Source organism: Streptococcus sp. oral taxon 058 str. F0407 (assembly GCF_000235485.1).
In the GTDB taxonomy this organism is placed as follows: domain Bacteria; phylum Bacillota; class Bacilli; order Lactobacillales; family Streptococcaceae; genus Streptococcus.
The window spans coordinates 23109-37423 of sequence record NZ_JH378888.1; the positions used below are offsets into that span (position 1 = coordinate 23109).

The 14315-nt window shown below is 40.2% G+C and carries 11 protein-coding genes and 5 pseudogenes; 10 read left to right on the forward strand and 6 right to left on the reverse strand.

Going from position 1 to position 14315, the window contains the following annotated elements:
* The first annotated feature begins 58 nt into the window (after positions 1-58).
* The 9 genes and pseudogenes from HMPREF9184_RS04495 (at position 59) to HMPREF9184_RS04530 (ending at position 8036) form a co-directional block, all read left to right on the forward strand.
* Positions 59-901 (forward strand): aldo/keto reductase, encoded by an 843-nt coding sequence (locus tag HMPREF9184_RS04495; protein WP_000675354.1) that lies wholly within the window; start codon positions 59-61, stop codon positions 899-901.
* 270 nt (positions 902-1171) lie between these two features.
* Positions 1172-1543: a GFA family protein gene (locus HMPREF9184_RS04500; RefSeq protein ID WP_000912020.1), complete on the forward strand. Its 372-nt coding sequence runs from the start codon at positions 1172-1174 to the stop codon at positions 1541-1543.
* Positions 1544-1578: 35 nt separating this feature from the next.
* Complete coding sequence (glyQ, locus tag HMPREF9184_RS04505; protein WP_000038733.1) at positions 1579-2496, forward strand: glycine--tRNA ligase subunit alpha; 918 nt, start codon at positions 1579-1581, stop codon at positions 2494-2496.
* 259 nt (positions 2497-2755) lie between these two features.
* Positions 2756-4792: a glycine--tRNA ligase subunit beta gene (glyS, locus tag HMPREF9184_RS04510; RefSeq protein ID WP_000164738.1), complete on the forward strand. Its 2037-nt coding sequence runs from the start codon at positions 2756-2758 to the stop codon at positions 4790-4792.
* Positions 4793-4833: 41 nt separating this feature from the next.
* On the forward strand, positions 4834-5091 hold the full coding sequence (locus HMPREF9184_RS04515) for a DUF896 family protein (RefSeq protein WP_000371291.1): 258 nt from the start codon (positions 4834-4836) through the stop codon (positions 5089-5091).
* A gap of 281 nt (positions 5092-5372) precedes the next feature.
* Positions 5373-5483 (forward strand): annotated as a pseudogene (locus tag HMPREF9184_RS09470) (SAM-dependent methyltransferase); the annotation flags it as partial.
* Between the two features lie 240 nt (positions 5484-5723).
* Positions 5724-6320 (forward strand): TetR/AcrR family transcriptional regulator, encoded by a 597-nt coding sequence (locus tag HMPREF9184_RS04520; protein ID WP_000179443.1) that lies wholly within the window; start codon positions 5724-5726, stop codon positions 6318-6320.
* Positions 6320-7273: pseudogene (locus HMPREF9184_RS04525) on the forward strand (ABC transporter ATP-binding protein). Before HMPREF9184_RS04520 ends, HMPREF9184_RS04525 begins: the two are co-directional and overlap by 1 nt.
* Complete coding sequence (locus HMPREF9184_RS04530) at positions 7260-8036, forward strand: ABC transporter permease (protein ID WP_000736660.1); 777 nt, start codon at positions 7260-7262, stop codon at positions 8034-8036. Before HMPREF9184_RS04525 ends, HMPREF9184_RS04530 begins: the two are co-directional and overlap by 14 nt.
* Positions 8037-8321: 285 nt before the next feature.
* Here the strand turns inward: HMPREF9184_RS04530 and HMPREF9184_RS09475 are convergent.
* Positions 8322-8525: pseudogene (locus HMPREF9184_RS09475) on the reverse strand (beta-carotene 15,15'-monooxygenase); the annotation flags it as partial.
* 50 nt (positions 8526-8575) lie between these two features.
* Positions 8576-9370 (reverse strand): ABC transporter ATP-binding protein, encoded by a 795-nt coding sequence (locus HMPREF9184_RS04535; protein ID WP_000411233.1) that lies wholly within the window; start codon positions 9368-9370, stop codon positions 8576-8578.
* 140 nt (positions 9371-9510) lie between these two features.
* On the opposite strand from HMPREF9184_RS04535, the pseudogene HMPREF9184_RS04540 reads away from it, so the two are divergent.
* Positions 9511-9696: pseudogene (locus HMPREF9184_RS04540) on the forward strand (AI-2E family transporter); the annotation flags it as partial.
* On the opposite strand, the pseudogene HMPREF9184_RS09480 reads toward HMPREF9184_RS04540, so the two are convergent.
* From HMPREF9184_RS09480 to HMPREF9184_RS04565, 4 genes and pseudogenes are all read right to left on the reverse strand, one after another.
* A pseudogene (locus tag HMPREF9184_RS09480) lies at positions 9648-11188 on the reverse strand (IS1182 family transposase). The pseudogenes HMPREF9184_RS04540 and HMPREF9184_RS09480 sit on opposite strands and share 49 nt — an antisense overlap.
* 128 nt (positions 11189-11316) lie before the next feature.
* On the reverse strand, positions 11317-12561 hold the full coding sequence (locus tag HMPREF9184_RS04555) for an NAD(P)H-dependent oxidoreductase (RefSeq protein WP_000673669.1): 1245 nt from the start codon (positions 12559-12561) through the stop codon (positions 11317-11319).
* 17 nt (positions 12562-12578) lie between these two features.
* On the reverse strand, positions 12579-13184 hold the full coding sequence (locus HMPREF9184_RS04560; RefSeq protein ID WP_000915930.1) for an NADPH-dependent FMN reductase: 606 nt from the start codon (positions 13182-13184) through the stop codon (positions 12579-12581).
* A gap of 18 nt (positions 13185-13202) precedes the next feature.
* Positions 13203-14132, reverse strand: coding sequence for an FAD:protein FMN transferase (locus HMPREF9184_RS04565; RefSeq protein WP_001131131.1), 930 nt, complete (start codon positions 14130-14132; stop codon positions 13203-13205).
* Positions 14133-14315 lie beyond the last annotated feature (183 nt).

A 14315-nucleotide genomic window follows, 5' to 3' on the forward strand; every position in this document is an offset into this window, starting at 1 on the left:
TGCCTCTGTTAATCTGGCTTTGTTTCTTTAGATTTTCTTCACATAGAAAGGAAAAATGATGAAATTTTATACCCTTAATAACGGAGTTTCAATTCCAGTTTTAGGATTTGGGACGTGGAAAGCTGAAAATGGAGAAGTAGCTTACCAAGCTGTTTTAGAAGCCTTAAAGGCTGGTTACCGTCATATCGATACTGCAGCGATCTACAAAAATGAGGAGAGTGTTGGTCGCGCTATTCGAGACAGCGGTATTCCACGCCAAGAAATCTTTGTAACAACCAAACTTTGGAACACCAATCACAGCTATGAAGAAGCCCGCCAAGCTTTTGAGCAATCAATGGAAAAATTGGGATTGGACTATCTAGATTTGTACCTTATCCATTGGCCAAATCCAAAACCATTAAGAGAAAATGACGAATGGAAAAGTCGCAATGCTGAAGTCTGGAGAGCGATGGAGGACCTATACAAAGAAGGTAAAATCCGCGCTATCGGCGTTAGTAATTTCCTTCCCAAGCATTTGGATGCCTTGCTTGAAACAGCAAAAATCATTCCAGCGGTCAATCAGGTGCGCTTGGCACCAGGAGTTTATCAAGAGGAAGTGGTTGACTACTGTAGAGAGAAAGGAATTCTCCTAGAGGCTTGGGGACCTTTTGGGCAAGGAGAATTGTTTGAACAGAAAGAGGTCCAAGAAATTGCTGCAAAGCATGGGAAATCAGTGGCTCAAATCGCCTTGGCTTGGAGTTTGGCAGAAGGCTTCTTACCACTAGCTAAGTCCGTGACTGCCTCTCGTATCCAGAGCAATCTTGACTGTTTTGGGATTGAACTCAGCAAAGAAGAGCGAGAAATCTTAAAGACTATCTCGGTGACTTCTGGTGCACCACGTGTGGATGAGATGGATTTTTAGAAAGTAAGAAAAAGAATTGTAAATTTCGTGCCTTTCTGATATAATATTCAACAGGAAAGAAAGTCTTATGGCGTTCTTCAAGCGAGCTTGGGACAGTGGGAGCCAAGTAGAACAAGGTAAGAAACTGGCGCTTTCTGTCGTATTTTTTAAAAACAATGAAGTAATAAATTAGGGTGGAACCGCGTTTCTGACGCCCCTAGTCGTAAGGCTTGGGTGTTGAAATGCGGTTCTTTTTGAATTCCGTCTAATACCTAAGTGGAAAGGAGAATAATGCTTAAAGGATCTTGTTTATGTAAATCAGTCACCTACACTTTAGATGAAGAATTGTCGGAAATAGTTTTTTGCCATTGCTCATTCTGTCGGAAAGCAACTGCGTCGGTCTACACAGTTAATGCCAAAGTTAGCAGCAAAAATCTGGCATTGTATGGAAAAGAGAATTTGGTTACCTATAGTTCATCTCCAGGGAAACAACGTTATTACTGCCAGAACTGTCACAGTCAAATTTTCACTGCTCAAGAAAATATACCCGAAGTCTGTGCTTTGAAATTAGGAACAATAGATGAATGCGATCAGAATTTACAAACTGTTCCCAAACGTCATATTTTTCAGGACCCAGCTTTTTCTTGGTTGCTTGATAAATAAATCTAAGAAGATAATATAAACTAAAGGAGTAAACAATGTCTAAAAAATTGACTTTTCAGGAAATTATTCTTACTTTGCAACAATTTTGGAATGACCAAGGTTGTATGCTCATGCAGGCTTATGACAATGAAAAAGGTGCGGGGACGATGAGTCCTTACACTTTCCTTCGTGCCATAGGGCCTGAGCCATGGAATGCGGCTTATGTAGAGCCATCACGTCGTCCTGCTGACGGTCGTTATGGGGAAAACCCTAACCGTCTTTACCAACATCACCAATTCCAAGTGGTCATGAAGCCTTCTCCATCAAATATCCAAGAGCTTTACCTTGAATCTTTGGAAAAATTGGGTATCAATCCTTTGGAGCACGATATTCGTTTCGTTGAGGACAACTGGGAAAATCCATCAACTGGATCGGCTGGTCTTGGTTGGGAAGTTTGGCTTGATGGGATGGAAATCACTCAGTTTACTTATTTCCAACAAGTTGGTGGATTGGCAACTGGGCCTGTGACTGCGGAAGTTACTTATGGTTTGGAACGCTTGGCTTCTTATATTCAGGAAGTGGATTCTGTCTATGATATCGAGTGGGCTGATGGTGTAAAATACGGAGAAATCTTTATCCAGCCTGAGTATGAGCATTCAAAATATTCATTTGAAATTTCGGACCAAGAAATGTTGCTGGAAAACTTTGATAAGTTTGAAAAAGAAGCTGGGCGTGCCTTGGAAGAAGGCTTGGTTCACCCTGCTTATGACTATGTTCTCAAATGTTCACACACCTTTAACTTGCTTGACGCGCGTGGTGCCGTATCTGTAACAGAGCGCGCAGGCTATATCGCTCGTATCCGTAACTTGGCCCGTGTCGTAGCCAAAACCTTTGTCGCAGAACGCAAACGCCTAGGCTACCCACTTTTGGATGAAGCAACAAGAGCTAAACTCTTAGCAGAAGACGCAGAATAGTGAGTAATACTGTGCTCTAAAATCGTTAGAGGCAAGTCGAAGACTTGCTAGAGGGATATGCACCGCTGTACTGTTATGTGGGGATTTTTGAAACCTTAGGTTCAAAAATCAGTCAGCTAAATCCACTTTGATGAGACTGTTGGAAATCTTGATCAATTTAGCATCAGATTTCCACACAGACTCACAAAGTTAGTTAGCGACGTCCCCAGTACCTAAGGTGCATATCAAAAAAGATTGAAGAAGATGTAAAGGAAAAAACATGACAAAAAACTTATTAGTAGAACTCGGTCTTGAAGAGTTACCAGCCTACGTAGTAACTCCAAGTGAAAAACAACTAGGTGAAAAGATGGCAGCCTTCCTCAAGGAAAACCGTCTGTCTTTTGAAGCCATTCAAACTTTCTCAACACCACGCCGTTTAGCTGTTCGTGTGACTGGTCTTGCAGACAAACAGTCTGATTTGACAGAAGATTTCAAGGGACCAGCAAAGAAAATTGCCTTGGATGGTGATGGAAACTTCACCAAAGCAGCTCAAGGATTTGTCCGTGGGAAAGGCTTGACAGTTGAAGATATTGAATTCCGTGAAATCAAGGGTGAAGAATATGTCTATGTTACCAAGGAAGAAGTCGGTCGCCCGGTAGAGGAAATCATCCCAGCAGTGACGGAAGTTTTGCAAGCCCTGACCTTCCCTGTCAGCATGCACTGGGCAAACAACAGCTTTGAATACATCCGTCCTGTTCACACTTTGACTGTACTTTTGGATGAGCAAGAGTTTGATTTGGACTTTCTCGATATCAAGGGTGCACGTGTCAGTCGTGGACATCGATTTTTGGGACAAGAAACCAAGATTCAGTCAGCATTGAGCTACGAAGAAGACCTTCGTGCACAGTTTGTAATCGCGGATCCTCGTGAACGTGAGCAAATGATTGTTGACCAAATCAAAGCAATCGAGGCGAAACATGGTGTACGTATCGAAATTGATGCGGACTTGCTTAATGAAGTCTTGAACTTGGTTGAATACCCAACTGCCTTTATGGGAAGTTTTGATGCCAAATACCTTGACGTTCCAGAAGAAGTTTTGGTGACTTCGATGAAGGAACACCAACGTTACTTTGTTGTTCGTGATCAAGATGGAAAACTCTTGCCAAACTTTATTTCAGTTCGTAACGGAAACGCAGAGCATTTGGAAAATGTCATCAAGGGAAATGAAAAAGTCTTGGTAGCCCGCTTGGAAGACGGAGAATTCTTCTGGCGTGAAGACCAAAAATTGGCTATTTCTGACCTTGTTGAAAAATTGAACCATGTGACCTTCCACGAGAAGATTGGTTCCCTTCGTGAACACATGATTCGTACTGGTCAGATTGCTATTCTCTTGGCAGAAAAAGCTGGCTTATCAGTGGATGAAACGGTTGACCTAGCTCGTGCAGCAGCTATTTACAAGTTTGACTTGTTGACGGGTATGGTTGGTGAGTTTGATGAACTTCAAGGGATTATGGGTGAGAAATATGCCCTTCTTGCTGGGGAAACTCCAGCAGTTGCAGCAGCCATTCGTGAACATTACATGCCGACATCAGCTGAAGGAGAACTTCCAGAGAGCAAGGTCGGGGCAGTGCTTGCTATTGCAGACAAATTGGATACGATTTTGAGTTTCTTCTCAGTAGGCTTGATTCCATCAGGTTCAAATGACCCTTATGCCCTCCGTCGTGCGACTCAAGGTGTAGTTCGTATCTTGGATGCCTTTGGTTGGCATATTGCTATGGATGAGCTCATTGATAGCCTTTATGCTTTGAAATTCGACAGCTTGACTTATGAAAATAAAGCAGAGGTCATGGACTTTATCAAGGCTCGTGTCGATAAGATGATGGGTTCTACTCCAAAAGACATTAAGGAAGCAGTCCTTGCAAGTTCAAATTTTGTTGTGGCGGATATGTTGGAATCAGCAAGTGCTCTCGTAGAAGCAAGCAAAAAAGAAGATTTCAAACCATCTGTTGAATCTCTCTCTCGTGCTTTCAACTTGGCTGAGAAAGCGGAAGGATATGAAACAGTTGATCCTGCTCTCTTTGAAAATGAAGAAGAAAAAGCTTTGGCGGAGGCAGTAGAATCATTAGTTTTATCAGGAACTGCAAGTCAGCAATTAGAACAACTCTTTGCGCTTAGTCCAGTTATTGATGCTTTCTTTGAGAATACTATGGTAATGACCGACGATCAAGATATTCGTCAAAATCGATTGGCCATCTTGTTGAAATTAACCAAGAAAACAGCTAAGCTCGCTCGTTTTAACCAAATCAATACTAAATAAACTCAGTCAAACGAACTGTATCTTATCATAAAGGAGAAGAAATGGATCCGAAAAAAATCGCTCGTATCAACGAGCTTGCCAAAAAGAAAAAAACAGAAGGCTTAACTTCTGCTGAAAAAGTGGAACAAGCTAAACTTCGTGAGGAGTATATCGAAGGCTATCGTCGTTCTGTTCGTCACCACATTGAAGGAATTAAAATTGTGGACGAAGAAGGCAACGACGTTACACCAGAAAAACTACGTCAGGTACAACGTGAAAAAGGTTTACACGGCCGTAGTTTAGATGATCCCAACTCATAAAACGAAAGGGGGTTGTAGATGATTTACAATCCCCTTTTCTTTTTCAATAAAAAAGAGTCTGGGACAAAAGTCTAACCTTCAATATAAAAAGCGAACAAAACGAGTTATCTGACACTCAGAATTCTGTCTTGTTCACTTTTTTGCTCTAATCTATCGATTTTAAAAATTTATAATAAGGAATTTCTAAAATCAAAATCTTTTTGTCTCAGACTCTTTGTTTTAAATGAAGTAGTAAACCGCCAGCGTTTGGCAGAAGCTTGCTTGAACAATGCTCAGCTAATCTTAGTTACCTGCCTCAGCGGAACTTCACTGTTGCCCTCTACAAGACCATCAATCAGATTAACCATCCGCCTTTCTTGGTCATGATTGAGAAATTGAGAGAAGGAACTTGAGATACAATAAGGATACAGAGAGAAAAGCCAGATAATAGGAGCTTTCAGTAACTGTATCCTTATTTTTTAAATCGTGAAAATCAAATGATTAGGTCTAAAAGAAGAGAATTATGGTGTTTGTGAATTTAAAGATTTATATTTTCTTACACAGAAGATATAAGACTTTTGACATTTTTCAATTTATATGATATTTTATGACTGTAAAATCAAAAAACGTCACAGAGTTTTTAGGAGGAAGTTATGGCTACTGCTTTTACTACTGAAGAAAAAGAAGTAATTAGAAAGAAATTACATAAAGTTGCAAAGGAATGCCTTCAAAGATATGGGGTTAAGAAAACCACAGTTGACCAGATGGCAGCAATGGTAGATATTTCCAAAGGTTCTTTTTATAATTTTTATTCCTCAAAAGAAATGTTATTTTTTGCGGTCTTAGAAGAATATCAAATAGATGTTATGAATCGCCTGACAGAACAATTAGGTATGGAAACCAAGATAGATAGAAATCGTCTGGTAGAGTTACTTTATGATTTTTATCAAGGTTTTTGCTATTCATTTATGTATACCATATTTAAAAATAATGAAATGGAATTACTCATAAGAAAATTGCCGAAAGAGGCGATAACAAATCATCATCTGATAGACGATAGGATGGTTAAAAAAATTGTGTCTCGAATCAACATTAAAGAAAATGTATCGGTAGAAATCGTCTCTGCTTTATTTAGAACGATTGCTATGACTATATTACACATCGAGGAAATCGGTGAAGAACAATTTGATATCGCATTGAAGTTCGTTATACAAGGAATTGTTGAGCAAATTACTAAGGAGGATAGGTAATGGTGAAAGAAGCAATTAGAACCGCAAAGCTTTCTAAAAGATATGGAACAAAAAATGTTGTCGACAACTTGAATCTTTCAATAAAACCTGGTGAAATAGTAGGTTTTTAAGGACTAAATGGTGCAGGGAAAACAACGACGATGAGAATGATGCTAGGATTGATAAAATCTACATCAGGAGAATGTTATATCCAAGGAAGAAAGTTAGATCTGAGTAATTTAGAACTTCGAAACGAAATAGGTTATATTATTGAGACGCCTTATTCTTATCCAGACTTAACTGTGAGAGAAAATTTAGAAATAGTTAGTAAATTAAGAGGGGTTAATAAAGATAATATTGACTGGGTAATTGAGAAATTAAAACTAAAGCAATATGAACATAAACAGGAGAAGCATCTTTCTTTAGGAAATGTTGCGCGTTTAGGAATTGCAAAAGCGATTATTCATAAACCTAAAATTCTAATTCTTGATGAGCCAACAAATGGATTAGATCCTTTTGGAGTTATTGAAGTGAGAGAACTATTAAAGGAATTGGCGAATAATCTAGGCACAACTGTTCTTATTTCAAGTCATAATCTGGAAGAAATATCTAAAATTGCTACTAGGATAGTTATTGTACATGAGGGCAGACTTATAAGAGAAGTTGAAAGCAATGAATTAGAGCAGTACTTAGAAAAGAAGTTACTAGTAAGTGGCTCTAATAATAAGGCTATGAAAGAAGTATTATCTAACCAGGGCTATCATGTAAACATTCAATCAGACACAGAAAATAATATCGATTTCTTAGAATTAACTGATACAAAAGCTGTGGAATATCCGGAAAAAATTGCTACATTGCTAGTTAATGCAGGTTATCCACCTAAATCACTGACTGTTGAGAAAGAAGATTTAGAGCATTATTTCTTAAGAATACTGAATGACTATAATGGAGGTGTTTCGAATGAAAAAGCTTAGTTCCTGTATTTTAATTGAATGGAAAAAGTTAATAAAATCAAAACTTTCCATCGTAACTGCTTGTTCTATCTGTTTAGTTCCTTTTATTGTTGGGTTGTTTGCAACTATGATGAAATATCCAGAGAATTTCAAAAATCTTGGATTGATTTCTGCAAAAATGGAAATGATGAGGATAACAGACTGGTCGTCGTACTTAATGACCGTATCACAAGTCATTTCTGTTGGGGGATTGCTCATTTTTGGATTTACAGCATCTTGGATTTTTGGTAGAGAATATTCTGATAAAACAATGATAGACCTATTAGCGCTTCCGATAAAAAGAGATACAATCGTATTATCCAAGTTTATCGTTATCGTTTTGTGGAGCTATATTCTATCAATTTTTGCACTTTTATTGGGATTATTAGCTGGCAATCTGATTGGACTTGAGGGTGGGAGCTTAGCGGTGATTTTCAAAGGTATACTTACTTTTGGTTTTTGTACTACTCTTACAATCATACTCTCTACTCCAGTGGCTTTTTTTGCTTGTTTAGGCCGGGGATATTTGTCACCATTGGCATTTACTATTTTTACTATTATTTTTTCTCAGCTTGGTTCTGCTCTTAACTTTGGGAAATACATTCCATGGGCGATTCCTGCACTCGCAAGTGGTATTGCAGGAAAAGCACTATTGAATTTTGGGAGCATTGTCAGTTTATTTGGGGTAAGTATTCTAGGTCTTATCGCAACAATAGCTTGGTGGAGGTATGCTGATTACGATTAAAATGAAGTGATGAAAATGCTAATAACACAAAGCCAAGTCTGATTCATTTCAAATCAAAACAACCCCTCCTGTTCAGATTGAAGAACAAGAGGGGTTATTTATGACAATCGAAAGTTTTGGGGAGAGGGGACTATGTGAATATCGTTGGACTAAATGAAAAGATAGTTTCTAATATATGTGATTGGGAAAAAATAACCTTGTCCTTGAAAAGTTAAGTGTCAAACCGTTCTCAGATGGCAGTTTTAGAACAAGGTAAAATCTCGTTACGGGCATCAGTCAAGTGAAGGACAAAATCCAAAAAAGATGCTTGGTCTGAACTTTTTCTAGCAGGGGCCGGATTAAAAAGAGGCTGAGGAGAAAGAGCAGGAGGATAGGATAGAAATACCAAGGATTACTGACGAATTGGACCCCTTCAGCAATCCTCAAAGGGATGTAAGTGTGGGACAGCAGACTCTGTCCAGATAGGAAAGGCAAGACAATCGCAGTCATGGTCAGAATCAGAAACTAGCCCAGGTTGAAGATAGTGTTAGAAAATTGCTTCATGAGGACCTGTTCTCCATCTTGATGAAATAACGGTCTTCTCCCAGCTCAATCAGCTCGACTGGCTGAGGATAGAAGCGATCCATGACCTCTTTTTGAAGTATGTCTCCTTTAGGACCTTGGGCAATAATTTCAGCTTCTTTTAGGAGTAGGACATGATCCATAGCAGCAGTGATTTCCTCAACATGGTGGGTGACATAGAGGATAGTTGGAGCTTTCTCCATCTGTGTAATCTTACCAATCTGATCCAGCAGGCGCTCGCGAGCAAAGAGATCCAGACCGCTGGTCGCTTCATCTAAGATAAGCAGTTCTGGCTTTTCCATGAGACTGCGCGCAATCAGCAAGAGCTGCTTTTCCCCTTGAGAGAGACTGATGTAGCTCCGGCCAATCAAATCTTGTCCGCCAAGGGAGACCAGCATTTCCCTAGCTTGATCCAGCTCTGCTTGCCCGTAAGGAGCATAGAGAATACTGCTTTTATACTTACCTGTCAGGACGATTTCTTCGGCAATGAGATGGCTAGGCAGGCGTTCAGCAATGAAGGAGCCAACTACTCCAATCTTAGTTCGCAGCTGAGGAATATCGCCAGCGCCAAATTCCGTACCCAGAACCGTCACCTTGCCCTGGGTCTTCCAATGTTCAGCCATAAGCAGGCGCAGGAGAGTAGACTTTCCAGAACCGTTGAGACCGAGAATGGCCCAATGCTCCCCCTTTTTCACCTGCCAGTTGAGATCCTTTAAGATGGTTCGGCCTTGTTTAGCCAAGCTTACATTTTCTAGTTTGATAATCTTTTCCATTTTTACTCTCTTTCGTTAAATCTCCTTTATTATAACAAAATTTAGGAAAAAATAACCGATAGGAGGAGGCAGATGTTTTATAAAAGTAAGCTGATGTAGGTCCTTTTGCTAATGATTATCTTCTTTATCTGGTGTTAGATGAGGTCCATCCTATTACCATCAGGGTGCTCTTGCTCTTATCCAGCAATATCCATGGCATGCTGGGGATGATTGTGGCAATCCCGACTCATTTTATCCTCAAAGAAATCGCCAAGTTCTTGGTAGATCGCTATGATAATCACAAGGAAACCCAGCAGAAGAAGAAGGAAGAGCTTGGAATCGATTGATTCCAGAGTCTCGATACCAGAAATAAGACGGAAGAAGGATTTTCCGTCTTAGATTGAAGACAAACATTCCAAATGGTGTTTGTCTTTTTCTGTTTGTCAGGCTAAAATTCCATCTTTTGATAGAATAATGGTCATTTGAACAAAATAAAAAGGCTTGTCCACCCTCATTTTTACTAGTTTTTTGAGATTTAAACACGCTAAAGTAAGCCCAATCTTATCTTCCATCTTGGACTTACCTTTCTCTCTTGTATAACGGAGGTTGTGGTATTCTTTGGCAGTCCCAAAGAGTCGCTCAATTGTTTCTTTGCGCTTCTTATAAAGCTCCTTCATCCCTCTTTGGTGTCGAATCTCTTTACAATATTCAAGGTCGTCTTTCCATACATGTCTTGTGATGACTTTCTGCTGATTCTGGCTCTGGGTACAAACGGATAATAGGGGACAGGAGATACATACTTTTGGATCACTCTTATACTCACGATAGCCTGCTCGGGTCGTCGTGCGATAGGCTAATACTTGGTTCTCTGGACAGAGGTAACAGTCATAGAAGGCATCATAAACAAAATCACCGGGTCTTAAGTTCCCCCTTACTCCCTTGGGGCGGGTATAGGGGAAGACAGGGATAATGTTTCGCTGTAATAAATAATGGGCAATAGCTGGGGTCTTATAGCCTGAGTCCGCAATAATGTAGCGTGGGGAGAAAGCTTCTAACTTTGAAAAAAGGGCAGGGAAAGCCTGACTGTCGTGTACATTTCCTGCTTCAACACTATAAGCCAAGGCCCAACCATGCTTATCACACGCTACTTGGGCAGAATAGGCAAATACTTCCTTGTGTTCCCCCTTGTGGAACCAACCACTCTCAGGATCTGTCCTTGAGATTTTCTTTTCCTTAGCCTCGCTTTCTTTTGCGGGCTTTAAGGACTTTTTTTTCGTGTTTTCTCCTATCTACATCAATCTCAACTTCCAATTGCTCACTCATAAATTTAGCTTGTTGGGCAACCATTTCCTTATGATACTTGTGACTGTTAGCTGCAGCTTTGATATGGGTACCATCCACAAATATTTCCGAAGGATCCATTAAACCAGCAAATAAAGCTTGATGGAGTACTTGTAAAAATATCTCGGTAATCAGTTCTTTATCTTGAAAGCGACGACTGTAATTCTTTCCATATGTGGTCAAATGAGGCACCTTGTCATCCAAGGTTAGTCCAAGAAACCAACGATAGGCTATATTTACTTCAATGTCTTTAATGGTTTGGCGCATGGAGCGAATGCCATAAAAGCATTGAATCAAAGGAATTTTGACTAACATGATGGGATCGAGACTAGGACGACCATTATCTGGACTATAGGTATCTTCAACTAAGTCATAGATAAAGTCGAAATCAACCTCTGATTCCACTTGGCGAAGAAAGTGATCTCTTGGGACCAATTCGTCTATCGTATAGAAGCCATATTGGCAGCGATGATAATCTGGTTTTTCTTTGTGAAACATAGTTAGCACCTCACAACTTTTCTTACCTCTATGATACAACTTTACAAAAAGAAAAGCCCTTAGAAAAGTGTCTTCTAAGGACTTTGTCTTCAATCTGAAAGGAGCCACTAGGCTCCCTTTTTGGTTTCTTAGTTGCTTGCGCCAGAAGTAGCGTCTGCGCCACCACCGTGGCCTCCAGCGTCACCTGAATCAGAAGCGCCAGAAGTAGCATCAGCATCTCCATGACCTCCAGCGGCAGGAGCAAATGGTCCGCTACCACCTACTAAACGTTGACCAGTTTCTTTTAAGTACCAGTCAAGCCATGGTTGGAAGTTAAAGACGATTTCATTGATACCAGCGTATGATCCGTCAGGATAGTACATAGCTTGGTAGTTGTGAGTGTTGATAACACCTGCAGGAGAACCTGGAACGATAGTACGAACGTATTCTTGATTTCCGTTGCGAAGTGTTCCGATAACCCACTCTACATTCTTCATGCGTGCTGGTGGAAGAGAAGCATGCACAGTTGACATACGGTTACCTGATTGAGGTGGTACACGTTTAGCAAACATAGTGTCTGGATCTTGGTGAGCGTTGTTGTAGTAGAGGAATTGGTTGTTGTCATCAGCATATGTCAATTCAAATGGCATAGCTTTCAAGAACATATCGATTTGGTTAACTGTAAGGATACCGTGGTCCAATTTGACATAGGTATCACCAGAGACAGCACCAGTGATTGCTGCAACTTTTTCTACCCATTCTGGATCGTCAGGGTCAACTTCTGTAATGGTTGTAGCAATTGGTCTTCCACAATCCAAGTCTTCTGGTTCGATTGGTTTTGGTTTTTTCAATTTCGAAACGACTCCTACGTATTTAACAAAGTTATCTAAGCAAGTTTCAAGGAATTTAACAGTTCCTTCGTTGGTAATGTTTCCATCGTTATCAAAAGCTTCTTTGGCTTTACCAAGAAGGAATTCGTTACCTGGAAGCGTGTAGGCATTGACACCTGGAGCGTCAAGGATCTTACGAAGGTGAACTTGGGCACGTGATGTTCCTTGGTCGTAGTATGATGCACCCACAATCATAACAGGCTTGTTTTCAAATGGATGAACTTCATATGAGAGCCATTCAAGCACAGATTTGAGTGAAGCTGAGATAGTGTGGTTGTGCTCAGGAGTAGCGATAATGACACCATCAGCACGTGTAATTTTGTTATACAAGAAGCGCAATTGGAAACTTTCGTCCCATTTTTCGTCTTGGTTAAACATTGGAACTTCGTCGATTTCAAGAACTTCTAATTCAAATTTGAATTTGAAATTGCGACGGATAAATTCCAAGAGTTTGCGGTTATATGATTGATCGTAGTTTGATCCAACAAGTCCAACAAATTTCATTCTTTCGGTCTCCTATCTTACAAATTTTCCCAGTCAAATTCTTCAGCATCTTTGCGAAGCAATTCTTGTGCATTGCGCAATTTTTCAGTAATTTTCACAAAGATACGGAAGTCATCAAAGATGGCATCTAATTTTTTAATAACATCAAGGTCAACTAAGTCGCCACTTGGGTTAAATGCTTGAAGAGAGTGTGAGAGCAAGAATTCATCCGGAAGAACATTTGCCTTAATTTCAGGAGCGTTCAAGATTTGACGAAGTTGCAATTGAGCACGAGATGAACCAAGAGTACCGTATGAAGCACCAGTGATCATGATTGGTTTGTTCAAAAGTGGGTAGATACCGTAAGATAGCCAAGCAAGAGCGCTCATCAAAACGGCAGGGATAGAGTGGTCGTACTCAGGAGTACCGATAATCACACCATCAGCCTCTTCAATTTTAGCTGCAATTTCAAGAATTTCAGCGGGAAGAAGTTTATCTGCAGGTTTGTTGAAAACAGGGATATCCTTGATTTCAACGAGTTCAATTTCAGCTTTATCCGCAAAGTGTTTTTGCATGTATTGGAGCAATTGGCGGTTTGTAGAACGTTTAGAGTTCGTTCCAACAATGGCAATAAGTTTTAGCATGAGATTTCCTTTCTCTTTTTACATAATACAATTTTGAAGGCCTGAAGAACAAGCAAGGCGTCCCTCTTTGTCGATGAGGATGGCTTCAATCCCATCTATACTTTCGACTTGCCAGAGGATAGAAGCACTTCGTTCTCCGAAAAGGCGTGTTGTCCATATCTCACCATCAACGGATTTATCAGAGACAATCGTTAGGCTAGCAAGATCGGTTTCGACAGGAAATCCTGTCTCACTATCAAAGATATGGTGATAGTCTTTTCCATCTACTGTCAGGTGGCGTTCATAGATACCTGAAGTGACAACGGATTTGTTAGAAGCAGGAATGGTTAGGAGATGATTGCCACGAGGATTTCGTGGATCTTGAATACCAATCTGCCAGTCTTTCCCTTCTTTGGTTTGGTTATTCCCGATGGTGAGGATATTTCCTCCCAGATTGATCAAGGCAGAGGTGACACCGTGTGTTTTTAAATACTGGGCAACCTTATCTGCACTATAGCCCTTAGCCAAACAACCTAAATCGAGCTTCATTCCTTTCTTCTCTAAAAAGACAGTAGAGCTAGTCGGATCTAACTTGATAAAATGTGGGTCAACTAGAGGCAAGACGGCTTCGATTTCATTTGGCTTTGGAAGCCGAGCATCTGAAAAGCCAATTCGCCAAGTTTGAATCAAGGGGCCAATACTGATATTGAGGTGGCTAGATGGAGCTAGGCTGTGTTCTAATCCAAGAGCTATCAGTTCAAACAGGTCAGGATGGACCTTTACAGGTGCAATTCCAGCCTGGTGATTGATTTCCATCAGTTCGGATTCTTGACTGTTGGCGTTGAAGCGGTACTCGAGCTCTTTGAGCAAATCAAAGGCTCCTTGAAGTAGGCAATCAGCCCGTTCATCTACTAATGAAATGGTGATAGTTGTTCCCATTAGCCGTTCAGAACGTGAACGAAGAGGCAAGCTACCAACTCCTTTCTACTTCATAGGAAATCTTCTAAGTTATGTTAAATTCTAGGATAATTTAACCCCTTACATTTTCTTTCCATGTTTATAGCATAACATAAAGTCAGCGTTTTCACAAATAATTTTTAACAAAAAGTCAAGAAATATGCTTAAAATTAGTATGAAAACGATAGAAAAATT